Origin of the sequence: Priestia sp. TSO9 (assembly GCF_021029645.1) — a bacterium.
Classification (GTDB): Bacteria; Bacillota; Bacilli; order Bacillales; family Bacillaceae_H; genus Priestia; species Priestia megaterium_E.
Window position 1 is genome coordinate 130,638 of the sequence record NZ_JAJEKD010000009.1, and the last position, 24,643, is coordinate 155,280.

General features: G+C 38.2%; 22 protein-coding genes and 1 tRNA gene. 18 read left to right on the forward strand and 5 right to left on the reverse strand.

Going from position 1 to position 24,643, the window contains the following annotated elements; all coding sequences use genetic code 11:
* Positions 1–28: 28 nt before the first annotated feature.
* Together LJC66_RS03525 and LJC66_RS03530 are read right to left on the reverse strand one after the other, a co-directional pair.
* Positions 29–508: a GNAT family N-acetyltransferase gene (locus LJC66_RS03525; RefSeq protein ID WP_025749861.1), complete on the reverse strand. Its 480-nt coding sequence runs from the start codon at positions 506–508 to the stop codon at positions 29–31.
* A 169-nt stretch (positions 509–677) separates the two neighbouring features.
* Positions 678–1,523, reverse strand: coding sequence for a MurR/RpiR family transcriptional regulator (locus LJC66_RS03530; RefSeq protein WP_013055460.1), 846 nt, complete (start codon positions 1,521–1,523; stop codon positions 678–680).
* A gap of 150 nt (positions 1,524–1,673) precedes the next feature.
* On the opposite strand from LJC66_RS03530, the gene gnd reads away from it, so the two are divergent.
* From gnd to LJC66_RS03555, 5 genes are all read left to right on the forward strand, one after another.
* The gene (gene gnd / locus LJC66_RS03535) at positions 1,674–2,573 is read left to right on the forward strand and encodes a phosphogluconate dehydrogenase (NAD(+)-dependent, decarboxylating) (RefSeq protein WP_230931793.1); all 900 of its coding nucleotides are present in this window, start codon (positions 1,674–1,676) and stop codon (positions 2,571–2,573) included.
* Positions 2,574–2,606: 33 nt separating this feature from the next.
* Positions 2,607–4,148: a gluconokinase gene (gene gntK, locus LJC66_RS03540; protein WP_050689353.1), complete on the forward strand. Its 1,542-nt coding sequence runs from the start codon at positions 2,607–2,609 to the stop codon at positions 4,146–4,148.
* 278 nt (positions 4,149–4,426) lie between these two features.
* Positions 4,427–5,953, forward strand: a complete 1,527-nt coding sequence (locus tag LJC66_RS03545) for an NCS1 family nucleobase:cation symporter-1 (RefSeq protein WP_230931794.1) — start codon at positions 4,427–4,429, stop codon at positions 5,951–5,953.
* Positions 5,954–6,223: 270 nt separating this feature from the next.
* The gene (locus tag LJC66_RS03550) at positions 6,224–7,552 is read left to right on the forward strand and encodes a GntT/GntP/DsdX family permease (RefSeq protein WP_028407501.1); all 1,329 of its coding nucleotides are present in this window, start codon (positions 6,224–6,226) and stop codon (positions 7,550–7,552) included.
* A gap of 154 nt (positions 7,553–7,706) precedes the next feature.
* The gene (locus tag LJC66_RS03555; protein WP_028407502.1) at positions 7,707–8,318 is read left to right on the forward strand and encodes a DUF1349 domain-containing protein; all 612 of its coding nucleotides are present in this window, start codon (positions 7,707–7,709) and stop codon (positions 8,316–8,318) included.
* A 38-nt stretch (positions 8,319–8,356) separates the two neighbouring features.
* Here LJC66_RS03555 and LJC66_RS03560 read toward each other — a convergent pair whose 3' ends face one another.
* Positions 8,357–8,977, reverse strand: coding sequence for a YitT family protein (locus tag LJC66_RS03560; protein ID WP_230931795.1), 621 nt, complete (start codon positions 8,975–8,977; stop codon positions 8,357–8,359).
* 172 nt (positions 8,978–9,149) lie between these two features.
* On the opposite strand from LJC66_RS03560, the gene LJC66_RS03565 reads away from it, so the two are divergent.
* Positions 9,150–9,599 carry an Lrp/AsnC family transcriptional regulator gene (locus LJC66_RS03565; RefSeq protein ID WP_230931796.1) on the forward strand — a complete coding sequence of 150 codons (450 nt, stop codon included), beginning with the start codon at positions 9,150–9,152 and terminating at the stop codon, positions 9,597–9,599.
* 28 nt (positions 9,600–9,627) lie between these two features.
* Here the strand turns inward: LJC66_RS03565 and LJC66_RS03570 are convergent, their stop codons facing one another.
* Positions 9,628–10,383 carry an arylamine N-acetyltransferase family protein gene (locus tag LJC66_RS03570; protein ID WP_195695329.1) on the reverse strand — a complete coding sequence of 252 codons (756 nt, stop codon included), beginning with the start codon at positions 10,381–10,383 and terminating at the stop codon, positions 9,628–9,630.
* Between the two features lie 264 nt (positions 10,384–10,647).
* Here LJC66_RS03570 and LJC66_RS03575 point away from each other — a divergent pair.
* The 3 genes from LJC66_RS03575 to LJC66_RS03585 all read left to right on the forward strand — a co-directional run bounded on the left by LJC66_RS03575 (position 10,648) and on the right by LJC66_RS03585 (position 13,027).
* Positions 10,648–10,719, forward strand: a tRNA-Val gene (locus tag LJC66_RS03575).
* A 168-nt stretch (positions 10,720–10,887) separates the two neighbouring features.
* Positions 10,888–12,333: a DEAD/DEAH box helicase gene (locus LJC66_RS03580; protein ID WP_195695328.1), complete on the forward strand. Its 1,446-nt coding sequence runs from the start codon at positions 10,888–10,890 to the stop codon at positions 12,331–12,333.
* A gap of 64 nt (positions 12,334–12,397) precedes the next feature.
* Positions 12,398–13,027 carry a copper homeostasis protein CutC gene (locus tag LJC66_RS03585; RefSeq protein ID WP_195695327.1) on the forward strand — a complete coding sequence of 210 codons (630 nt, stop codon included), beginning with the start codon at positions 12,398–12,400 and terminating at the stop codon, positions 13,025–13,027.
* Positions 13,028–13,314: 287 nt separating this feature from the next.
* Here the strand turns inward: LJC66_RS03585 and LJC66_RS03590 are convergent, their stop codons facing one another.
* Positions 13,315–14,706 (reverse strand): amino acid permease, encoded by a 1,392-nt coding sequence (locus tag LJC66_RS03590; RefSeq protein ID WP_230931797.1) that lies wholly within the window; start codon positions 14,704–14,706, stop codon positions 13,315–13,317.
* A gap of 445 nt (positions 14,707–15,151) precedes the next feature.
* Here LJC66_RS03590 and LJC66_RS03595 point away from each other — a divergent pair, with 445 nt between their 5' ends.
* The 9 genes from LJC66_RS03595 (at position 15,152) to LJC66_RS03635 (ending at position 24,643) form a co-directional block, all read left to right on the forward strand.
* A complete protein-coding gene (locus LJC66_RS03595; protein WP_230931798.1) occupies positions 15,152–15,490 on the forward strand; it encodes a YflT domain-containing protein in 339 nt (112 codons plus the stop codon).
* Positions 15,491–15,748: 258 nt separating this feature from the next.
* Positions 15,749–16,471: an MBL fold metallo-hydrolase gene (locus LJC66_RS03600; RefSeq protein WP_230931799.1), complete on the forward strand. Its 723-nt coding sequence runs from the start codon at positions 15,749–15,751 to the stop codon at positions 16,469–16,471.
* A 4-nt stretch (positions 16,472–16,475) separates the two neighbouring features.
* Complete coding sequence (locus tag LJC66_RS03605) at positions 16,476–17,054, forward strand: TetR/AcrR family transcriptional regulator (protein WP_230931800.1); 579 nt, start codon at positions 16,476–16,478, stop codon at positions 17,052–17,054.
* 260 nt (positions 17,055–17,314) lie between these two features.
* On the forward strand, positions 17,315–19,264 hold the full coding sequence (locus tag LJC66_RS03610; protein WP_195695324.1) for a BglG family transcription antiterminator: 1,950 nt from the start codon (positions 17,315–17,317) through the stop codon (positions 19,262–19,264).
* Positions 19,265–19,425: 161 nt separating this feature from the next.
* Entirely contained in the window at positions 19,426–19,731 is a 306-nt protein-coding gene (locus LJC66_RS03615) for a PTS sugar transporter subunit IIB (RefSeq protein WP_195695323.1), read from the forward strand.
* Between the two features lie 13 nt (positions 19,732–19,744).
* Positions 19,745–21,103 (forward strand): PTS cellobiose transporter subunit IIC, encoded by a 1,359-nt coding sequence (gene celB / locus LJC66_RS03620; RefSeq protein ID WP_050689335.1) that lies wholly within the window; start codon positions 19,745–19,747, stop codon positions 21,101–21,103.
* Between the two features lie 13 nt (positions 21,104–21,116).
* Complete coding sequence (locus LJC66_RS03625) at positions 21,117–21,446, forward strand: PTS lactose/cellobiose transporter subunit IIA (protein WP_050689334.1); 330 nt, start codon at positions 21,117–21,119, stop codon at positions 21,444–21,446.
* Positions 21,443–22,771 (forward strand): 6-phospho-beta-glucosidase, encoded by a 1,329-nt coding sequence (locus tag LJC66_RS03630; protein ID WP_028407513.1) that lies wholly within the window; start codon positions 21,443–21,445, stop codon positions 22,769–22,771. Before LJC66_RS03625 ends, LJC66_RS03630 begins: the two co-directional genes overlap by 4 nt.
* A 120-nt stretch (positions 22,772–22,891) precedes the next feature.
* The gene (locus LJC66_RS03635) at positions 22,892–24,643 is read left to right on the forward strand and encodes a sensor histidine kinase (protein ID WP_230931801.1); all 1,752 of its coding nucleotides are present in this window, start codon (positions 22,892–22,894) and stop codon (positions 24,641–24,643) included.

Sequence of the window (24,643 nt, forward strand, 5' to 3'; positions counted from 1 at the left end):
CGTGTCTAGTCTCCGTTATTGGAACGATTTATGGCTGTAGTGAAGTAGTCATAAGGTAGCTTAAGTTTTTCAGCCCAAGACTTTCATAGAAAGCACGTGCTTTCTCGTTAAATGCCCATACGGTAAGTTGGAGGTCATTTGCTCCTTTTTGTACAGCCCACTGTTTCGTAGCAGAAAAAAGACTTTTTCCTACGCCATAATTTTGAAAGCCTTTCTTAACGCCAAAATATTGGATGTACGCTGTGTAGGAAAGAGGAGCTAATGTAGTGGGAGGGTTATATTTTAATTCCACAACAGACGCCCCAATAATTTGATTTCGATATTGAGCTACAAGAATATCAATGGTTGCATAATAAAGAGTAGCTTGATATTGTTCCGGAGATAAAACAGCCATCTGATTATCAAACATAGAAGGAAGCGCATTTGCGTGGAGTTCTAGTGATTCCCCTAATATTTTATTTACTTCTGTATAATCATCGAGTTTTGCAGTGCGATAGATAATCTCCATACACACTTCACCTACTTTTTAAAAGTTGTGCTTTATCATATGTAGCAACTTAGAAAATGTTAAATGAGAATTAAAACTCGAAAATTTTAAGCGAAGAACTGCACTAAACAGAGCATATATTCTATGCTCTGTTTGATGTTATAGCTGAAGAATATATAAGGGCGAAACATTAAATTCTAGTTTCAGCAATGGCATCACGTACTTTTTCAAGCGAGTGTTTAGAGGCATCTTTATTCGCAATCATTACATTAACGTACAAAGCATCAATGAGGCTTAGCTGTCCAATTCTCGAGGCAAGAGCTTCAGATCGATATTCTGTTTCTTCTGAACTCGTATAAAGAGAAACATCGACATTTTGGCTTAATGGAGATTTTGGAAAACCGGTAATACCGATCGTTTTGGCACCGTTGGCTTTTGCTGTATTTAAAATGTTCATCGTGTCTTTATTTGTTCCAGAATGAGAAATCACTACCGCTACATCCTGTTTTGTTAATTGAGAAGCGGACATAAGCTGGAAGTGGGAATCAATAAATGCAAACGTTTTAATTCCTGTTCGAACAAATTTATGAAAAGCATCCATAGCCACTACGGAAGAACCGCCCGTGCCATAAAACTGAACTTTATCCGCCTTCATAAGAAGTTTGACGGCTTTTTCAATAGCGTTGCTTTCTAGTATTTGTAATGTATTTTCAAGCGTTCGCACATTGGAGCGAAAGATTTTTTCAGCAATCGTTTTTTCATTATCCGTTTCAGCAATTTCCTCGTGAATCTGCTGAATAGGCGTCATAATTTCAGCAGCCAGCGCTATTTTCATCGCTTGATAGCCCTTGAAGCCAATTCGTTTACAAAAGCGAAAGACTGTTGCATCAGCTACATTTAAATCGTCTGCTACTTCATTAATGGTACTGTGAATAATTTGTTCCGGCTGTTCTAAAATATAATTTGCTATTTTTTTCTCTTTTTCACTGAATCTAGCATAGTGAGAACGAATTTTTCCTAAGCAATTTTGCGTCATAACTGATGTTCCTTTCCACGAATTTAGTAGTAAAAAGAGTATAGCACAAAAATATGAGTGAAAAAAATTTTCTTGTAAACGATTGCAAAATGAAAAATAATTCGTATAATGGAGGTAATGTGAAATTTTTTTTCAAAGGGAGTTTGTAAAATGAAAATTGGATTAATCGGTTTAGGAAAAATGGGATATAATTTATCATTAAATTTAATGGACAACCATCATGAAGTAGTAGCTTATGATGTAAATAAAGAAGCGGTAGAAAAACTTTCAAATGAAGGAGCAACCGGCGCCTTTACTGTTGAAGAGTTAGTTAATGAACTTCTTCCTTCACCTAAAGTTGTATGGATTATGGTTCCGGCTGGAGAAGTAACGGAAAATGTTATTACGGAACTAAAAGAACTTCTGTCAGAAGGAGATATTATAATAGATGGAGGAAACTCTAATTATAAAGAATCTGTTCGACGTGCTCATGATCTTCAGGAAAAAGGTATTTACTTCTTTGATGTAGGGACAAGCGGCGGAATGGAAGGCGCAAGAAACGGAGCGTGTACAATGATCGGTGGAGATGCGGAAGTATTCCGTACAATTGAACCGGTTTTTAATGATATTTGCGTAGAAAATGGATTTATGTACGCAGGTAAAAGCGGAAGCGGTCACTTTTTAAAAATGGTTCACAATGGTGTAGAATATGGAATGATGCAATCCATTGCTGAAGGATTTGAAGTTCTGGAAAAAAGTCAGTTTGATTTCGACTATGAAGCCGTAGCACGCGTTTGGAATAACGGATCTGTTGTTCGTTCTTGGTTGATGGAACTAACGGAAAATGCGTTTTCAAAAGATCCTAAACTAGACAGTATTAAAGGAGTCATGCAGTCTTCTGGCGAAGGGAAATGGACCGTAGAGACTGCTCTTGATCTTCAAACGGCAACTCCTGTTATTGCTTTATCGTTAATGATGCGCTATCGTTCATTAGAGGAAGATACATTTACAGGAAAAGTTGTAGCAGCACTTCGAAATGAATTCGGCGGTCACGGTGTTGTAAATAAGTAAAGTAGTAAAGTAGTAAAGTAGGGGGACAGCAGCATGAGCAAAAAATATGCAATAGGTGTAGATATCGGAACAACGAGTACAAAGTCTGTATTGTTTTCAGTAGACGGTACAGTCATTGCAAATCATGGGATTGAGTATCCATTATACTCGCCGACGCCCGCGATGGCTGAGCAAGATCCTGAAGAAATTTTTCAAGCAGTTGTACGTACAATTCAAACGGTTGTAAAAACGAGCGATGTAAAACCTGAGGATATTTTATGCGTTTCATTCAGCTCAGCTATGCACAGTGTTATTGCCGTTGATCAGCAGGGAAAACCGCTGACAAAATGTATCACGTGGGCAGATAATCGAAGTGCAGAATGGACGGAAAAAATTAAAAATGAATACAATGGTCATGAGATTTATTTGCGTACGGGTACGCCTATTCATCCTATGTCGCCGCTTTCTAAGCTAACATGGCTTTCTAATGAACAGCCTGAATTAGTGAAAGGAACACATAAGTTCATTTCGATTAAAGAATATGTATTCTTTAAGTTGTTTAACGAATATGTTATCGACTATTCGATTGCATCAGCAACGGGTTTGTTTAATCTGAAAAATCTTGCGTGGGATGAAGAAGCACTTAAAGTAGCAGGTGTTACAACCGATCAGTTATCCACTCCTGTTTCAACACTGCATCAGTTAAAAGGGTTAAACCCAGCGCTTGCAGTTGACATGCATTTACTTCCAGATACGCCTTTTATTGTAGGCGCAAGTGACGGTGTATTATCAAATTTAGGCGTAAATGCAATTGAACCAGGCGTTGTTGCTGTGACAATCGGGACAAGCGGAGCTATTCGAGCAGTGACTGACAAGCCAGTAGTCGATCCGAAAGGTCGTATTTTCTGTTATGCGTTGACAGAAGACCACTGGGTAATTGGCGGCCCTGTAAATAACGGAGGTATGATTTTTAGATGGGCTCGCGATCAGTTTGGAGCGTCCGAAGTAGAAACAGCTAAACGCCTTGGAAAAGATCCGTATGAAGTATTAACGGATATTGCAGCTTTAGTGAAACCAGGAGCGGACGGCTTATTGTTTCACCCTTACCTTTCAGGAGAGCGTGCGCCGCTTTGGGATGCAAATGCGAAAGGTTCATTCTTTGGCCTAGGTTTGCATCATAAAAAAGAACATATGATTCGTGCTGTATTAGAGGGCGTTATTTTTAACTTGTATACGGTGTTATTGGCACTTGAAGAGTTAATTGGAGAGCCTACAAAGATTCAGGCAACAGGCGGATTTGCACGTTCCGCACTTTGGCGTCAAATGATGGCAGATATTTTTAACCAAGAAGTATCCGTGCCGGAGAGTTTTGAAAGTTCATGTCTAGGAGCAGTTATCCTTGGCTTATATAGCCTTGGCGAAGTTGACTCATTAAACGTTGTTTCTGATATGGTTGGAGCGACTAATCATCATTATCCAATCAAAGAAAACAGTGAAGTATATAAAGAGTTAACGACTATCTATATTCGTTTGGCTCGCTTATTTAAAGAAGAGTACGAAAGCATTACGGCTTTTCAAAAAAAATACGTACATTAATATCCAAAATCATCGCTTGAAGCTTTCAAGCGATGATTTTTTGTGTGTTAGGTTATCTAACAATCAAAAGAGTTGACACTACACAATATATAAAAGTTACCTCAAATAATGTTACAATTTGTCCAGTGTATCCCCGTTTCGCATTAAATATAATAAGGGATAACGTTAGTATTTATCACATACTAGAAGGAATCGTCACAAACGCCTTTATATTTCAGAAAATTCAAACAAAATTTGTTTTTTGGAATGAACTTATTTTATGAAAAGGGGTTTTATGGATGAAAACACAAATTGAGCAAGATGGAATTGTGACGCTCACAGATGAGACGCACAATCAGCTGAGCGGCAGTGACCTTTGGAATGAGGATTTACGTCCGACTACGATGAAAGAGCATTCTTGGAAAGGAGTTAACTTTGCCACGCTTTGGATTGGGATGTGTCTGTGTATTCCGGCTTACACAATGGCGAGCGGAATGATGACGCTTGGAATGAACTGGTGGCAAGCAATTGGTACAATCTTTTTAGGAAATGTTATTGTTCTTATTCCTATTTTGCTTAATTCTCACGCTGGAACCAAGTTTGGCATTCCTTATCCAGTATTTGCCCGCCTGTGGTTTGGAGATAAAGGAGCACATATCCCAGCACTGGCTAGGGCCATTGTGGCTGCTGGGTGGTTTGGAATTAATACATGGATTGGAACGGAAGCAATTGATACACTTTTAAGCGCTTCGTTTTCGTCTTGGAATGGTTTAGCTGGTCATACAGCCATTGTATTTGCTCTTTTTTGGCTTTTAAATGTAGGAGTAGCATATAAAGGACCGCAAGCGATTAAAGTATTAGGAGCGATTGCTGCTCCGGTTATTGGTATTTCAGCTATTATTCTTTTTATATGGGCTTATACCAACTCGGGAGGGTGGGGCCCCATTTTATCTGCGCCTTCTAAATTTACATCAACCAGAGAATTTCTAGCCATATTTTTCCCTGCTTTAACCGGAGTCATTGCCTTTTGGGCGACGCTCGCTTTGAACATTCCTGATTTTTGTCGATATGCTAGAAGTCAGAAATCTCAAATGGTTGCGCAAACTTTTTCCTTGCCGTTGACGATGAGTATTTTTTCATTTATTGGAATTGCTGTTACCTCAGCAACAATCGTTATATTTGGAGAAGCTATTTGGGATCCAGTGGCGTTAGTAGCTAAATTCCCTCCATTTATCATTTTCTTAGGAACAATCGTTATCGTGCTTTCTTCTTTAACGATTAATGTGGGAGCAAATATTGTCGCGCCAGCCCGTGCAATTGAGAATCTGAATCCAAAGAAAATCACGTTTGCGATGGGGGCGCTAGTGACCGGTATTTTTGCTATTTTACTTCAGCCATGGTACATCATGTCTAATTTCGGGAACTATATTTTCGGCTGGCTTGGAACATACGGAGCGCTGCTTGGCCCTATAGACGGCATCGCCATTGCTGACTACTGGCTTGTAAGAAGGAGACAGATGGCATTAAAGGATCTATATGAGGTAAACGGTCGTTACAGTTACTCAACAGGTTTTAATAAAAACGGTATTTATGCATTAGTAATTGGCGTGGCCATACCCGTTTTAGGCTTACTGATTCCTGGACTGCGCTTTTTATGGGATAATGCCTGGACATTTGGTCTATTCATTTCTATCATTGTTTACACGTATCTCATGAGAGAAGATAAAAGTGTATTAGCGCCGGGGGAATATGAAGAAATAACGTTAAAAATAAGCGAAAAACCGATTATCGACAGTCAAACAGCTGATCCAACCATCACCAAATAAATAAGGTAAATCCAATCATTAACATGATTGGATTTTTTTATGTGTTAAAACTGTATGGAAGAAAATTGATAAAATTTTTTTGAGTTTTTTTATTGATTTAAGAATTTTTTTTTCATATAATTTAAGTAATAAAAAAATGAAATCGTTTTCTAAATTAATTAATGTAAACGATTTCGATAATTGGAACTTATTTTTTAAAAAATTCACAGGGTGTAGAGCTTTTTTGCTACATAGAGAAAGCGTTTACTTAAAGGGAAGGTGGAAAGCAAGATGGATGCATACTTATTAGCTATTACAGTTGCCGCAATTGTTATTGTTATTGTAGGTGTTTCAGTTTTTAAATGGCATGCGTTTATTAGTTTAACGGTTGCGAGTTTGTTTTTGGCAATTGCTTCTGGGTTATCAATGGATAAAATTGTTGGCGCTTACGAAACGGGAGTGGGCGGTGTTTTAGGCCACTTAGTAGGAATTTTAGCGCTGGGAACGATTTTAGGTAAGCTGATGGCCGATTCAGGTGCCGGCATGCAGGTAGCGGATTATTTCGTAAGAATATTCGGTGTGAAAAGACTGCCATGGGCGATGCTAGTAGCAGGTTTCATTATTGGTATTCCTGTTTTCTTCGAAGTAGGAATTTTAATTCTACTGCCTTTAGTTATTTCCATTCATAAAACAACAAAACAAAATATATTATTGATTGCTCTGCCGGTTATTGCAGGATTATCAATTGTTCACGGTCTCGTTCCTCCTCATCCAGGAGCGATGGCAGCTATTAGTATTTACGGAGCAAATACGGGAAAAGTGCTTTTATACGCATTAATCATTTCAATTCCAGCTGCAGTTATCGCTGGACCAGTTTTTGCAAAATGGGTTCACAAACGAGTGATTCCAGAAGGAGAACCTGATCTAATTCGTATTACGACAACATCAAAAGATCTTCCTGGTACAGGCGTTTCATTTTTTGTCATTTTACTGCCCGTTCTATTAATGATCTTAGCAGCTATAGCACCTGTTATTAACGGATTGCCAAGCGGCGTAGTGAAGTTTGTAGAATTAATAGGAAGTCCATTAATTGCACTTTTAATTGCTTGTTTTGCAGCGTTTTATCTGCTTGGAAAACGTCAAGGTATGACAAAAGATGTGATTAAAAAACTAACGGAAGAATGTTTGCTTCCTGTAGGATCTATTGTCTTAATTATTGGTGCAGGGGGTGGCTTCAAACAAGTATTAATCGATAGCGGAGTAGGCACAACGATTGGTCAAATGTCTGAACATCTATCTCTATCACCACTTGTACTTGCATTTTTAATTGCTGGATTAATCCGTATTGCTACAGGTTCAGCAACAGTTGCATTAACAACAGCGGCTGGTATTGTCTCACCAATCATTGAGCACATGTCCGGTGTTAACTTAGAACTGCTTGTTATCGTTACGGGTGCGGGTTCACTAATGTTCTCTCACGTTAATGATGCTGGCTTCTGGATGGTGAAGGAGTATTTAGGATTAACAGTGAAAGAAACGTTCAAAACATGGACCGTTCTGGAAACGCTTCTATCCTTTATTGCTTTTGCGGGAGCACTTATTCTAAATGCATTAATTTAAAAATAAGACTCTTTTACTCTATGTAAAAGAGTCTTATTTTTTTATGAAAGAAAAGAATTTACAAGAAAAATAATCAAAATATTTTATTTATTCGTTAAATTATGGCAAAATAGAAATAGAAGAATAATAGCTTCTAAGAAGGGAATGACAGAGAGTGAGTAATCAACTAGTATTTTTCACAAACTTTTCAGAAGGAAAATTAGATTCAGACGTTTCTTGGTATTGTCCACCAGCTCAATTTCAAATTGACACAGAAACGAATCGATTAGTGATTAAAACAGACGCTAAAACGGATTTTTGGCAGCGTACTCATTATGGCTTTGAAGCGGACAATGGACACTTTCTTTACCGTGAAGTAGAAGGCGACTTTGAAATCATGACAAAGGTGCATACATATCCAGTTAATCGCTACGATCAAGCAGGTCTCATGATTCGTGTATCAAAAGATACGTGGATCAAAACGTCAGTTGAATACAATCCCGATGGTCCTAACCAATTAGGAGCAGTCGTAACCAACCAGGGCTTCTCAGATTGGTCCAGTCAAAATTTTACTCAAAACAAATCAGCGCTTTATTTTAAAATTCAGCGTAAAAACGATGATTACACCGTTTGTTATTCAAGTGATGGAGATTCTTGGACTCAGCTCCGACTCGCTCACTTATTGAACTCAACCAAAGAACCTGTTCAAGTTGGTATTTATGCCTGTAGTCCTCAAGGAGAAGGGTATGAAGCCCAATTTGATTTTATAAAAGTAGAAAAAATGTAAATAAAAACCACGATTTAGCCGTAGCTAAATCGTGGTTTTTATTTAGAAAGCGCATTATCTAAAGGCTGTGTGGCAGAAGTGGATGTTGGTCGATTGTGTAAAGCAATCTTTTGTTTGAAGTAGCTGATAACAAAACCTGTAATCGCAATGGACATAATCGAGAAAATTCCTTTTGAAAGTCCAATTGAATACATGCTCGACAGCACGACAAGGAAATCAAATGAAAAATTCACTTTTCCAGGATCCCAACCGAATTTTCGCTGCGCGAATAACGCTAGAATATTAGCACCGCCGAGAGAAGCTCCGTTCATAAATAAAATGGATAAGCCAAGGCCGGCAATTAGTCCGCCCGTAACAGCACCCATCAGGCTAGGAAGTGTAAAAGAAGGAAGCAAGTGATCGAGTGAAGTGAGAAGCGATAGTAAAGACACTGATCCTATAGTTGTGGCGGTAAATTTCCATCCTATTTGAAAGAAGGAAAAGAGATAAAAAGGAATATTAATGAGAAAAAAGATCACCGCAAACGATAAGGGAAAGGCATATGACAAGCTAAGAGACAGACCAGCTGTTCCCCCCGTCACTACGTGAGAGTGCCGCAAGATAAGAACACCAATACTTGCAATCGTACATCCAAGAATAATCCATAAAACTTTTCGCATAAATAAACCCCTTTGTTTGTCTTTTCTGAATTTTCATTTTCAATTATCTACTTTAATGATAGGATATTAAATAAAGAAAACACATGTATAAATGAAGGAAATAATACTTGTTCTGTTATCAACTTGAATAAAGATTTTATTTATTATATTCATTTTGAAAGGAAAGGTTTGGATGGATCAAATCGATGCACAACTATTGTCTATTTTGCAAAGGGACGGACGTATGACGATTAGTGATTTATCAAAAAAGCTGGCTTTTAGCCGTCCAAGTGTATCAGAAAGGCTGCAGCGTCTTCAGGAACGAGGGGTGATCCAGCGTTTCAGCGCTACGGTGTCTCCGAAAGCTTTAGGAAGAGATACACAGCTATTTATTCAAGTAAGCGAATTAAAAAGAAAACCAGAGGAATTTGAAGACTTTATTGAGCAAAATGAAGACGTGCTTGAATGTCATCGCGTAACGGGGCCGGTTTCTTACTTTATCAAAGCAGCCGTGTCTGGAATGGATGGACTTAGAATGCTCGTGGATGAACTGATTCCTTATGGAAATGTGAATACCTCAATTATTTTAAAGTCTCCTGTAGAAAACAGGATGATTACCCCTATAAAAAAACCGGCCCCATAAGAGGCCGGTTTTTTTGTGTAAGGACATATTAATAAAATCCTTTAATAATATAAAAATGATTTTGTAAAATATCAGGTATTTCTTCTTCTGAAACGTTCCTTTTCGTCTTTTTCCCGCCATCTGTTACAGTTAGCGTTTCACCAGAGAGGGTAATGCGCCCTGTAGGGGTTGCGATCGTAACAAGACGTTTGTGTACAAACGGAGAATCAGCTGACGTTTGATTGAACTCACACATCGGAGTAAAGTCAGTCAGTTTTTTAGGAATAGTAGACACACGGTAGAGTGTTTTCCATACACTATCTTCCCATCGCTGCAAATCATACATATGCTCAGCAACGTTTGTCATACGATAAGAGCCGCTTACATCTCTTACTACTTCGCCATTTAAAGGCATTGGTTTGCGCACAGAATCTCCAAATCCAACGTCTACGATGTAAGACTGATTTTCAATCGTCACAAGGTTTGTAGCGTGACTTCCTTCAATGGTCCACGTGCCATCGGGTTTTTTGACGGTAGCTGAAGCGTAAGAGACTTCATATCCGCTTTCTTTTAACAGCCAGCCAAATAGACCGTTTAATTCGTAGCAAAATCCTCCACGTAAATTTACAATTACTTTTTGAAAAATTCGTTCTAAATCAATTACAATAGGGGTTTGAGACAGAACATCTAAGTTCTCAAAAGGAACATGAAGCATGTGTTTGTTCTGTAAAGCAGCTAAGCTTTCGTACGTTGAGCTATCCGGTTTCTTAGCTAAAAACCGACTAAAATAATAATTAATATTCATCAAATGCACCTCTTAGTAAATCATTTCTCTCTATCTTTAGCAGAACGTTCATGTAACAGCGCTTTTTCGATTGTCTCTTTGGAAGCGAATCCTTGAAGTACACGGCTGTCAATTTTTAAAGTTGGTACTTTCATCCCGTCACGCTCCTTTAGGGCATGTTTTTATTTTATCAAAAGTAAAGACGATCCTTCCAACTTGGGAACTGCGGAAAAATAGTTGACAAAATTGGATAACTCTTTCTATAATATAGTCAATACATATCACGAGCGATTAGTTCAGTGGGAGAATACATCCTTGACAGGGATGGGGTCGGGGGTTCGAATCCCTCATCGCTCATACCAAAGCCGTTTTCTTATTAATAAGAGAGCGGCTTTTCTCTTTTGTTTGACAAATCAATGCTACATTAAATCTTGAGCGCGTATAGAAGAATTAAAGTATAATGAAACATAGTGCATCAGGTCATGATAAAGATAATCACTAATTTAAAATAAATGAGGGTACAAAATGAATCAAAGAAGTTTTAGTCAATATGGTCTTAGTGACAAGGTAGCTAAGGCGCTTTCTAGCCTGCAATACAATCATCCCACGGAAGTACAAAGCAAGGTGCTCCCTATTGCACTAGAAGAAAGAGATATGGTCGTGAAGTCTCAAACAGGAAGTGGAAAAACGGCTTCCTTTGGCATTCCACTGTGTGAATTAGTTAACTGGGAAGAAAATAAGCCCCAGGCCTTAGTGTTAACACCTACACGAGAGCTGGCTGCGCAGGTAAAAGAAGATATTACAAATATCGGCCGTTTTAAGCGAATTAAAGCAGCAGCTGTCTATGGGAAATCACCGTTTGCCAAGCAAAAAGTAGAATTAAAGCAAAAAACACATATTGTTGTAGGTACGCCTGGACGAGTGCTTGATCATATAGAAAAAGAAACGCTTGCATTAGAGAAAATTCGTTATTTGGTTATTGATGAAGCAGATGAAATGCTAAATATGGGTTTTATTGACCAAGTAGAAGCAATTATTCAACATCTTCCTAGTGAGCGTGTAACGATGCTTTTCTCCGCTACCCTTCCTGAAGATATTGAAGAGCTTTCTCGCAAGTATATGAAAAAGCCAGTTGATGTTGAAATCAAAGCAAATGGATTAACGACAAGTACGATTGACCATTCTGTTATATCAGTAGAAAACGAACGTAAATTTGAACTGCTGAAAGACGTAACCACAGTAGAAAACCCAGACAGCTGCATCATTTTTTGCCGCACACAAGAGCAGGTAAATACGCTGTTAGATGATTTAGATGATCTTGGGTATCCTTGTGATAAAATTCACGGGGCAATGGTACAAGAAGACCGTTTTGAGGTTATGAATGATTTCAAAAAAGGTAAATTCCGCTATTTAGTGGCGACAGATGTAGCTGCGAGAGGCATTGATATTGATAATATCACACACGTTATTAACTACGATCTTCCGTTAGAAAAAGAAAGCTACGTTCACCGTACAGGAAGAACGGGACGCGCCGGTAAAAAAGGGAAGGCTATCACATTTGTAACGCCTTATGAAGAGAGAATGCTATCGGAAATTGAAGAATATATCGGTTTTTCAATTCCAACATCTACTCCTCCTTCTAAAGAAGAAGTACAGCAGGCAGCATCCGCTTTTACTGAAAAAATCAATGAGCGTCCAGAAGTTAAAAAGGACAAAAGCGAGTCATTAAATAAAGACATTATGAAGCTGTATTTTAACGGAGGAAAGAAAAAGAAAATTAGAGCGGTTGATTTTGTGGGAACAATTGCGAAATTAGACGGAGTAACCGCAGACGATATTGGAATTATTACGATCCAAGAAAATGTCTCTTATGTAGAGATTTTGAATGGAAAAGGTCCAAAAGTGTTACAAGCAATGAAAAACAAAACGATTAAAGGAAAGAAATTAAAAGTTCATAAAGCGATTAAATAGCAAAAGGAAGTCCATCTTTTTAAAGATGGGCTTTATTTATAGAGTCAATAAAGGAGTTAAAAGTATGAAGTACATAAAAGAAGCCTGTGTAGAAGGGTATGAGCAGGCAAAAAAAGCAGAAAAGCTAGGAGCAGACCGCATTGAATTGTGTGACAATCTCAGTCAAGGAGGCACTACGCCAAGTTACGGCACCATTGAATATGCAAGCGAACATCTTGATACAGATATCAACGTAATTATTCGCCCAAGAAGCGGTGATTTTATATATTCCGAAGCAGAATTTCAAATTATGAAAAAAGACGTTAAAGCATGTAAAGACCTTGGAGTAAACGGAGTAGTATTCGGCATTTTAACAGAAGAAGCTGAAATCGATTACGGACGCACTAAAGAGTTAATAGCAGAAGCTCGTCCTTTAAGCATTACATTTCATATGGCATTTGATGAGATTAAAGATAAATACAAAGCCATTGATATACTTATTGAATTGGGAGCAGACCGTATTTTGACCAAAGGAGGGAAAGGGTCTGCTTTGCAAAATCTGCATATGATCCGAGAATTGATCACATATGCTGACGACCGTATTATTATTTTGCCCGGCGGAGGAATTCATGAAGGCAACGCAGAGCGGGTTATGAAAGAAACAAAAGCAGCTGAATTACACGGAACAAAAATTGTAGGAGATTTATCTCGTTAAATAAAAAGAGGCTGCTACAAAAGCATTTTAATCCAAGTGAAAAACGAACCATTAATCAATATGTTTGATTCGTGGTTCGTTTTTTTGATGGTGAATATAGTTTCATCTGTTTCGTTCCTTCTAGCAGGTGATTGGAGGGCAAGGCGAAGACTCCTGCGGGCTCAGCGGCCGCCCGCGGAAAGCGAAGCCTTGCACGAAAATCAACTGCGGTGTAATAAGCAGTCAAGCTCATGTATCTCATTTGTTCATCTTTAGGTTGGATTCATTTAGTTATGTCTCAACCTTTTTTATTTTGATGTATTTTCTTTTGCTGCTAAGCCACTCGTCATTTTGGTACGCTGAAAGAAAAAAGAACCTACGACGAGTACAGCAATTAAAAGAGTTAAAAAGAACTGCGAACGTAATGAATCAATAAATGCCATGGCAATAAAAATACTAGTGATGGCAAGGATGGTAGCGTAAGTTAAGTAAGGAAATAACCACATTTTAATTTTTAATGCTTCAGGATTTTCTTTTTCATATTTTTTTCTCATTTTAATCTGTGAAAATGCAATAACAAGATACACAAGAAGCGCTACGCCGCCTGATGCATTCACTAAAAACAAAAAGATTTTGTCCGGTGAAATGTAGTTAAAGATAACGCTAACATACGAGATAACTGTACATGCTAATATCGCACTAACCGGCACGCCTTTTTTGTTTAATTTTGAAAAGCTTTTTGGCGCATCGCCGTTTTGAGACATGGAAAACAGCATGCGAGAACTTGTATACAGGCCAGAATTCAGACAGGAAAGAACGGCTGTTAAAATGATAAAGTTCATAATTTGAGCTGCGGCCGGTATATTCACTAATTCAAGAATAGATACAAATGGGCTTTTCATTAGGCTTGATGAATTCCATGGAAGAACCGTCACTAAAATAAAGATAGATCCTAAATAGAAAAATAAGATGCGATAAATAACGGTATTGGTCGCGATGGTAATGGCTTTTTCAGGCTGAGACGATTCACCTGCTGCGGTTGCGACAATTTCTGTTCCCATAAAGGAGAACATGACAAGGGCAATGCCTAAAAATACAGAGCTAATTCCATTCGGTAAAAATCCGCCTTTGTGTAAAAGGTTGGAAGTGCCGGGAGAATCAATTCCTGGAATGAATCCACAAATAATAGCTATACCTAAAAGTAAAAAAAGAACGATACTGACGACTTTAATGAGGGAAAACCAATATTCAAATTCTCCGAAAGATTTAACAGAGTACAGATTGGTCATCGTTAATAAAAAAGTAAGAGCCAAGCTTACTCCCCAAGACGGCAAAGACGGGAACCAGTATTGAATAATATTTGCACCTGCAATGGCTTCAACAGCAATAACGATAACCCAAAAAAACCAGTAAAGCCAGCCAATCGTGTAGCCGGCCCAAGGGCCTAATGCTTCTTTTGCATAAGTGGAAAAAGAACCGCTGGAAGGATTTGCAGTAGACATTTCGCCAAGCATTCGCATGACTAAAATAACGAGCAAGCCAGCAAATGCGTACGAAAAAATAGATCCTGGTCCAGCGGTGTTAATAAGTGATCCGCTTCCGATAAATAATCCAGCACCGATAATTCCTCCAAGAGAAATCATGGTGATGTGCCGGATCTTTAACTCTTTTTTTAACTGTGGCTGTGGATGGCTGTTCATTTATAACCTCCTATATAACCTGAATTTTTAGTTAATATGGAGAATTATAGTATGTTGTAAGACGTATGGACAGGATGTTGTTAGAGGTTCTTTCATACAAAAAGCGGATATGAATGGTTGCATTCATATCTGGCTTACTCTGACACAGACATTCATTATGCGTATAAAGTACCTGATTAGCGTCTTTTTCCTTTTTTATAATAAGCAATGTAGATGAATTTCTTATGAATGGTAGCTGAAAATAAGCTGAATGATTGTTTCAAATAAGTTAATCAAAAGAGGTATACATTCTATTAAAGGATAATGTGGAATGATATTCAAACTCTCTGCAAAGCTCTAAATGCGGGTTTTCCTTTCTGAAAACGGGTATATATAGTAGTAAGAAGTTTATTTTTTTGCTAAGTATAAAAGAAAGTTGTGCGATAGAAACAGGAGGTTATAAATAATGAAACATGTTGAAGTAGTAGAAAAAGGAGCAAACATTAACGAAGCAGTTAATCAATTTGCAGAGAAAGGTTTTGAGAAAGATGAAGTATACGTGTTTACGTATGACAAGGAAAATTCTAAAAATTTAACAGAAGTAACGGACACAAATATTATTCGACTGTCTGAAGAAGGTCCTTTACATTCAGCAGCGAGTTTATTTTTAACCAGAGAAGATGAGCTTCGAACAAAAATGGCTTCACTAGGCTTATCAAAAGACGAAACAAAAAAATATGAAGAAGAGTTAAAGAAAGGCAGTGCGATTGTAGTAGCTGCTACTGGGGAAAGAAAAGACGTTTAATTTTAATAGAGGCTATGAAAAAAGTAGTTTAGTTAAAGGAAGGTCCGAACGTGTTTGATTCTTGATGGAGAATCAAACGCGTTCGGATTTTTTTGTGGGGACTGTGTAACAAGTGATCTATACGAGCTTCTTTATCCCATTTGTTCGTCTTTAGATTTAATTAATTTCTTTATGTCTCACACTTTTTTTGTTTTTTCCAATATATGATTGATAAAACTAATGGTATTAGTTTTTATTTTGATAATAGGGGATGAAGAAATGAGAATAGTTCGTGAGAAAATGTTGTATCAACTGACGTTTTTGCCTCGCTTTTTTCCAGTAAATTGTTATTTAGTCGAAGAGAAAGACAGTCTTACATTAATTGATGCAGCTCTTCCTTACAGCGCGTCGGGTATTTTGAAAGCTGCAGATCAAATTGGAAAACCGATTACTCGAATTGTTTTTACACATACTCATGAAGATCACATCGGAGCGATTGATCATTTGAAGAAAAGTTTGCCGAATGCTTCTGTTTATATGTCGCAAAGAGATTATCGATTATTTTCAGGAGATTTCACACTCGATTCTGAAGAACCTCAAAACCCAATCCGTGGAGGAATACCAAAACTAGGAAAGGTTTCAACTAAAATTGATCATTTCATCGAAGAAGATTCTTATATAGGCTCACTTGCTCCTATTTTTACACCTGGACATACACCTGGATCTATGTCTTTTTTGGATCAGAGAACGAACGCATTGATTGCCGGAGATTCGTTCCAAGTGCGAGGAGGAATTGCGGTATCAGGTCAGTTAAAACCGCTGTTTCCGTTTCCTGCCTTTGGAACGTGGAGCAAAGAGCTAGCGCTTAAAAGTGCAGAAAAGCTACATGAACTAAACCCGTCACTTCTTGCTGTTGGACACGGAAGAATTCTTTCTCAGCCGCTAAAATTGATGGAAAAAGTAATACAACAAGCAAAAGTAAAAATAGAAAAAAGGGGATGAAGGAATGTCGCCACGACAAGGACTAGATTTCAAAAAGGTGATTCAAACAGGTGAAAATTTGGCCAATCGTGAAGGGTTTTATGCTGTTACAATTGCCTCATTAGCCAAAGAATTAAATGTTCGTCCACCGTCTTTATATAACCATATAAAAGGGTTAGAAGAGCTGCGCAAAGAACTGGCTTTAAGTGGACTGCAGCAGCTATATCATCTTTTAAAAAGTGCTGTTGAACATGCTTCTAGAGAAGACGCTGTTTATCGGCTAAGTAAAGCATACGTTTCATTTGTAAGAAAGTCTCCGGGAATATACGAAGCAACGGCAACGGTAGCAACAAGGATACAGGATGAAGAAGTACAAAAAGTATCTGATAACATTGTGTTTTTAGTGCTGGAGGTGTTGAAACCGTATCAGCTTCCGGAAAATGAAGCCCTTCATGCTGTTAGAAGTCTTCGCAGTATTTTACATGGGTTTTCTTCTTTGGAGCAGAAAGGGGGATTTGGAATGTCATTAAGCACTGATGAGACTCTAGACTTTTTAATCCGTACGTTTGCATTGGGGCTACACCGGTATAAACAGACCACATAAATCTCATTAAGGCCACTAAGCCTAATGCTTTAGTTGAAATTGAAAAAAAAGAGAAAGAATGATAGATTACAAATAAAGACATTTATTCCTATTGTTTTAGGGTTGTTACTGATGAAGCAGGCAAAACCTAAGCTGCAAGGACAGAAAAAGGTAGTTTCTGTTTGTTGCTGTTTAGGTGTTTTTTGTTTTTGTTTAAAATAACCACCCCTTTTTATTTGTTTTATAAGGGAGAAATCTTCTGAGAATGGAGAGAAGCAAACATGCTTAATTCAAGAATGATCGTCATATTAAGAGAACTAATGTCCGTACAGTCTACACTATCAACCGTTACGAGTGAATATTTAGCAACAGTAAATCAAGTATCTTCTCGAACTATTCGAACGGATATAAAACAGCTAGATGACATTTTGTCTCAGTACGGAGCTAAAATTAAATCAGCTCGTGGGACAGGATATGAACTTAGCGTTTTAGATGAAAAACAGTTCCATCACCTATTAAAAGAACTTTCGGCTAATCAATTATTTGATGCAACTTCTATTCCAACCGTTCCTGATGACCGCGTGCATTATTTAATCAAAAGGCTGCTGCTAGCAGACGAATATTTGAAGCTCGAAGATTTAGCAGACGAGTTGTATATTAGCAAGTCAACGGTTCAAAACGATTTAAGAGATGTTAAAAAACAGCTTTGTAAATATGATATTCTTTTAGAAAAACGTCCTAACTATGGCTTGAAAGCTAAAGGGGACGAAATGAAAATGAGATTCTGTATGTCTGAGTACATATTCAACCGAAAAGATAAAGAAATAGATATGGTATACAATAAAATATCTATCCTGCCCCAAGAATCAATCTTAACGATTAAAGCCCACATCTTAAATCAAATAAAACGATACAATATTATGGTTTCAGACATTGGATTAAACAATTTAATCATTCATTTAGCGATAGCTTGTAAGCGAATACAAGAAGAAAATTTTATCTCTTTGTATTCAGAAGATCTGCTTGAGATTATGGAGCATAAAGAATATGAAGTGGCAGCTGAAATTGTGCGAGAGATTGAAAATGCATTCAAGATTCGTTTTCCGAAGTCAGAAACGGCATATATCGCCATTCATTTGTTAGGTACAAAAATGCTCAACAATAGCAATCATGAAGAAAAAGAAGTGAAGCAGTTTATTGACACAAATATTTATGAATTAACTGCAGCTATATTAGAAGCAATTGAAAAAGAGCTTCATTTAGGAATTAGTGAAGATTCAGAGCTGATCCTTGGCATGAGCTTGCATTTGAAACCGGCTATCAATCGCTATAAATATGGAATGAATCTGCGAAACCCGATGCTTGAAGGAATTAAGAGTCATTACCCTCTGGCTTTTGAAGCTGGGATTATAGCTGGGAAGGTTTTGAAAAATCGCCTTGAAATCGACATGCATGAAACGGAAATTGGCTATTTAGCTTTACATATTGGAGGGGCTATTGAACGTCGAAAAATTATCAATCAGCCTAAGCGCTGTTTGATTGTATGCGCATCGGGAGTAGGGAGTGCCAAGCTATTATCATATAAGCTGCAGGCTACTTTTGGATTAAATCTGACTATTTTAGGCACAACGCAGTATTATAAGCTTCACCAAATGTCGCTGCACTCTTTAGATTTTATTGTTAGTACCATTCCAATTCCAGATCATCTTCCTGTTCCTGTAGTACAAGTAAGTACGATTCTAGGAAACAGTGATTTTAAAAAAATTGATTGTTTAATGAAGAACAAACAGCTACCTTCCTTAGAATACACAAAAAAAGAATTAGTATATTTACAGCAAGAATTTCAAACGAGAGAAGAAGTACTACATTTTTTAGGAGAGAAATTAACTCATCTAGGACTAGTTCCTTCTCAATTTATAGAATCTGTTTTTGAAAGAGAAGCTGCATCACCAACAAGTTTTGGCAATCTCGTTGCGATTCCTCATCCTATGGTTCCTCAGACGGATACGACGTTTTGGGCCATTTGCACGTTGAAAAAACCGATTATGTGGGAAGGAAACCTCGTGCAATTTATTTGCCTTTTAAGTGTAAAAGCGAATAATCAAGGCGATTTGCAGAAGATGTACAGTTTGTTAGTCCGCGTTGTGGATGATAAGCAGGTCGTGCAGCGCTTAGTAAAGTGCAAGGATTATGAGGAATTTATCGAGGTGTTTATGAAAAATATTAGATAAAAAAAGAAGTCTGAGAGAGGGACTTCTTTTTTATCTGAATGTTCAAACATAATTTTTCCGTTAGTAGCGGAAAAAGGTTGTGTATAAATGTAAGCGCTTTTATTTTAAGATGAAACTATCAACAAAACAGATAGCAAAATAAAAAAACGGGGGAATGACAAATGAATATTCTATTATGTTGTGCAGCTGGAATGTCTACAAGTTTACTAGTAACAAAAATGGAAAAGAGCGCTCATGAGCAAAGTACGGAGTATAAAATTTGGGCGGTTCCTGGTGACTCTGTTCGCAACCATATTGATCAAGCGGATGTACTTTTATTAGGACCTCAAGTGCGCTACTTATTGCCGCAGCTTAAGAAGCTTGGTGAAGAAAAAGGGGTGCCAGTTGACGTTATAAATCCTGTTCACTACGGAACGTGTAATGGAGAACAAGTGTTAAAATTTGCAGTTCAACTAGTTTCAAAATAGGAGTGTGGACTACATGAGCAAATTTAATAGTATGCTTGAAAGCAAAGTAATGCCTATCGCGGGAAAAATGGCGGGTCAACGCCATTTACAAGCACTTCGAGACGGTATTGTTCTGACAATGCCGCTTATTATTATCGGTTCAGTATTTTTAATACTGTCGAATTTACCGATACCAGGTTACAACGACTTTATGGCAGGGATTTTCGGAAAAGAATGGGCAACGAAAATGGCCTATCCAGTTGGAGCTACATTCGATATTATGGCGCTGCTTGCTTGTTTCGGAATAGCCTATCGGCTAGCTGAAAAATACGGAGTAGATGCTTTGTCCGCAGGGGCTATTTCACTTGCTGCTTTTTTACTTGCTACTCCGTATAAAGTGTCCTTTCTCCCAAGTGGAGCCAAAGAAGCTATTTTAGTAGACGGCGGAATTCCAACCGCTTTAATGGGAAGTAAAGGGCTTTTTGTAGCAATGATTGTCGCGATTCTCTCTACGGAAATTTACAGATGGTTTATTCAAAAAGACTTTGTCATCAAGATGCCTGATGGAGTTCCTCCCGCTGTTGGAAAATCGTTTGCTGCTCTTATTCCTGGCTTTACGGTAATAGCATTTATTTGGATTTTACGTTTGTTAGTAGAACAAACTCATTTTGGAAGTCTGCATAATATCGTTGGAGAATTGCTTGGAAAGCCTTTAGGTGTGTTAGGCGGCAGTTTAGGCGGTACGCTAGTTGCCGAGCTTGTTATTATGCTCATGTGGTCATGTGGACTTCATGGAGCGAATATTGTGGGTGGAATTATGGCTCCCATTTGGTATGGAGCTATGGATGAAAACCGAATAGCTTTTGCTAACCATGAAGCATTACCAAATATTTTTACACAGCAGTTCTTTGATATTTGGATCAATATCGGAGGCAGCGGAGCAACGTTAGCTTTAGTCGTTGCGATGATTTTAAAAGCACGCAGTCAACAAATGAAGCAGCTTGGTAAATTAGGAATAGGGCCAGCTCTTTTTAATATCAATGAGCCAATCATCTTTGGACTTCCGATGGTGATGAATCCAATGATGCTTATTCCGTTTATTATTACCCCTCTTGTGACGGTAGTAGCAACCTATATTGCCATGTCGACAGGACTCGTAGCAAAACCAGCAGGTATTGCGGTTCCTTGGACTATGCCTCCGATTATTTCTGGCTATCTGGCAACAGGAGGGAAATTATCGGGTGCAGTTATGCAAGCTATTAACATTGGAATCTCTGTTTGCATCTACTATCCTTTCTTTAGAATGTGGGATAAACAAAAATTCACTGAAGAAAATGGTATACAGCCTGTAGCTGAAGGGGTACCAAGTGATACAAAGAAAGATATTGTGTGAGGAGGGATAAAGGATGGAAAGCATTCAAGAATATATTTTTAAATTAATCTTACACGGTGGAAACGGCAGAAGTTCAGCAATGGAAGCGATAGCGGCTGCCAAAAGCGGAAATTTCTCAGAAGCGCGTGAAAAGCTTACACAGGCTTCTGAAGAATTAAATGCCGCTCATCATATCCAAACGTCGTTAATTCAAGGTGAAATTAGAGGGGAAAGCACAGAAATTTCTCTGCTTATGATTCATGCTCAAGATCATTTAATGAATGCCATGACGGTAAAAGAAATGGCCACTGAATTTGTAGATTTATATGAAGCAATCAAAATTTCTGGGGGGATTACACTATGACAAAAGGTATTAAGATTGTAACGATTGGCGGCGGTTCAAGCTATACGCCTGAACTAATAGAAGGATTTATTAAACGATACGATGAACTTCCAGTTCGAGAACTGTGGCTAGTAGACGTGGAAGAAGGAAAAGAAAAGCTAGAGATTGTTGGGAATTTAGCGAAGCGAATGGTGAAAAAATCAGGTTTGCCAATTAGTGTTCATTTAACGTTAGATCGAAGAGAAGCATTAAAAGATGCGGATTTCGTAACGACTCAATTTCGCGTTGGCTTGTTAGACGCCCGAGCAAAAGATGAAAGAATACCGCTTAAATACGGGGTGCTTGGTCAAGAGACAAACGGACCGGGCGGGTTATTTAAAGGACTTCGTACAATTCCGGTTATTTTAGATATCTGCCGTGATATTGAAGAGTTATGTCCAGAAGCTTGGCTGATTAACTTCACAAATCCTGCAGGCATGGTAACAGAAGCTGTGCTTCGCTATAGTAACATTAAAAAGATTGTAGGACTTTGTAATGTGCCAATCGGAATGGAAATGGGCATTGCTAAGCTGCTTGATGTAGATCACTCTCGCATTCGAATTGATTTTGCTGGTTTAAATCATATGGTCTACGGATTAGATGTGTATGTAGATGGCGTAAGCGTCAAAGATCAAGTTATTGATTTACTAAGTGATCCAACTAACAGCAGCTTTGTGAAAAACGTAGCGGGACTTGGATGGGAGCCAGAATTTACAAAAGCCCTAAATGCGTTAACTTGTCCATATCACATGTACTATTATAAAACGCGTGAAATGGTAGAAAAAGAGCTTGTTAATTATGAAAAAGGTGAAACCAGAGCAGAAGTCGTAAAACAGTTGGAAAAAGAGCTGTTCGAACTGTATAAAGATCCTAATCTAGACATTAAACCGCCTCAATTAGAACAGCGCGGCGGAGCCTATTATAGTGATGCAGCCGTTCGATTGATTACATCCATTTACACGGATAAAGGCGATATTCAGCCTGTAAATACTATTAATAATGGTGCCATAGCAAGCATTCCTGCTGATTCTGCCGTAGAAGTAAGCTGTATCATTACAAAAGATGGACCGAAGCCAATTTCAGTCGGCGACCTTCCTGTACCTGTCAGAGGTCTTGTTCAAACAATTAAGTCATTTGAACGGATTGCAGCTGAAGCAGCAGTGACCGGAGATTATGATAAAGCTATTTTAGCATTAACCATTAATCCGCTTGTAGCTTCTGATAAACTAGCTAAGCAAATTGTAGATGAGATGCTAGAAGCTCATAAAGATTACTTGCCTCAATTTTTTAAACCTGTTCAAGCTTAAAGTCAAGCTGTTCGAATACAGTACGTATTCGAACAGCTTTTTTATATGTGTAAAGCTAGATTTCTGCCACCATCAGTGTAACAATATAAAATAGAAACAGACAGCAAAGGGTGGCTAAAAATGATTCACTTATTAATTATGATGGTAGAACGAGTCGGAGTTATTGTCATTTTAGGTTTTTTGCTGGCACATACAAAAGTTTTTCGGCAATTTCTCCGCAAACAGCAAGGGTATAAAGGAAAAGCTGTACTTATTTTTATTTTTTCTCTTTTTAGCATTATTAGCAACTACACGGGAATTGAAATTCAAGGAACCATTATTCGAAATGAAGACTTATTATTAAAAGTAGATCCATCAAGCTCGATTGCAAATACGCGAATTATGGGTGTAGAAATGGGCGGTCTGCTTGGCGGTCCTTTTGTTGGTTTAGGAGTAGGACTACTTGCTGGCGTTCATCGCTTTATGTTAGGAGGGAGTACGGCGTTTAGCTGTGCAGTTTCGTCCGTTTTAGCAGGGGTGTTAACTGGATATATCGGCTATGCCTACCGGAAAAAACATCGAACGATTACACCGCGCTTTGCAGCACTTGTAGGCATAGCGATGGAAACGCTTCAGATGCTGATTATTTTATTATTTGCTAAACCGTTTGATTCGGCATGGACGCTAGTGAGTATTATTGCTATTCCAATGATTATTGTAAATGGCACGGGAAGCTATATTTTCTTATCTATTATTCAGTCCATTTTACGGCAAGAGGAACAAATGAGAGCGCTTCAGACACACAAAGTGTTATTAATCGCGGATCAAACGCTTCCACATTTTCGTCAGGGTCTTACTAGTGAATCATGTGAAAATGTTGCAAATATTATTCATCGCTTCACAGGTACGGATGCTGTTTCGCTAACTGATACGCACAAAATTTTAGCTCATGTAGGGGAAGGAATTGATCATCACGTTCCTTCGCATAGTTTAATTACCGGGCTGTCTCACGAAGTACTGAAGACAGGAAAAATTATGAAAGCAAAATCGAGAGAACAAATTGATTGTCAGCATAAAGATTGCCCGCTTCATGCTGCCATTGTGATGCCGCTTACTTCTCACGGTACCACAATCGGAACATTAAAAATGTACTTTAAAGATGCGAGCGGGTTAAGCCGGGTAGAGGAAGAGCTGGCAGAAGGATTGGCTAAACTTTTTTCAACTCAGCTAGAGCTCGGCGAAGCAGAGCTTCGAAGTAAATTGCTAAAAGATGCGGAGATTAAAGCTTTACAGGCACAGGTGAATCCTCACTTTTTATTTAATGCCATTAATACGATATCGGCGCTGTGCAGACAGGACGTAGAAAAAGCCAGAAAGCTGCTTTTGCAGCTAAGCGTTTATTTTCGTTCTAATTTGCAAGGTGCAAGGCAGCTGTTAATTCCGTTATCAAAAGAGCTTGATCACGTTCACGCATACTTATCGCTTGAACAAGCCAGGTTCCCTAATAAATACGAAATTGACATGTATATTGAAGAAGGACTAGATGATGTCTTGCTTCCCCCGTTTATTCTTCAAGTGCTTGTGGAAAATGCCATTCGTCACGCATTTCCGCGTAAACAAAAGCACTGTTGTGTAGAAGTTTATATTGAGACAAAAGATAAATATGTATACGTAAAGGTAAAAGACAACGGACAAGGTATAGACGCAAAACGATTGCAGATGCTTGGCAATCAGCCCGTTTTTTCAGAAAAAGGAACGGGGACGGCTCTTTACAATATTAAACAACGTTTGCACGGATTATTTGGAAAAGAAACAACGCTGGAGTTTGACGTAAAAGAAGGAACAGCGGTTTCGTTTGTTATGCCAATGGAATTAAAAAGCGAGGGTATGTAA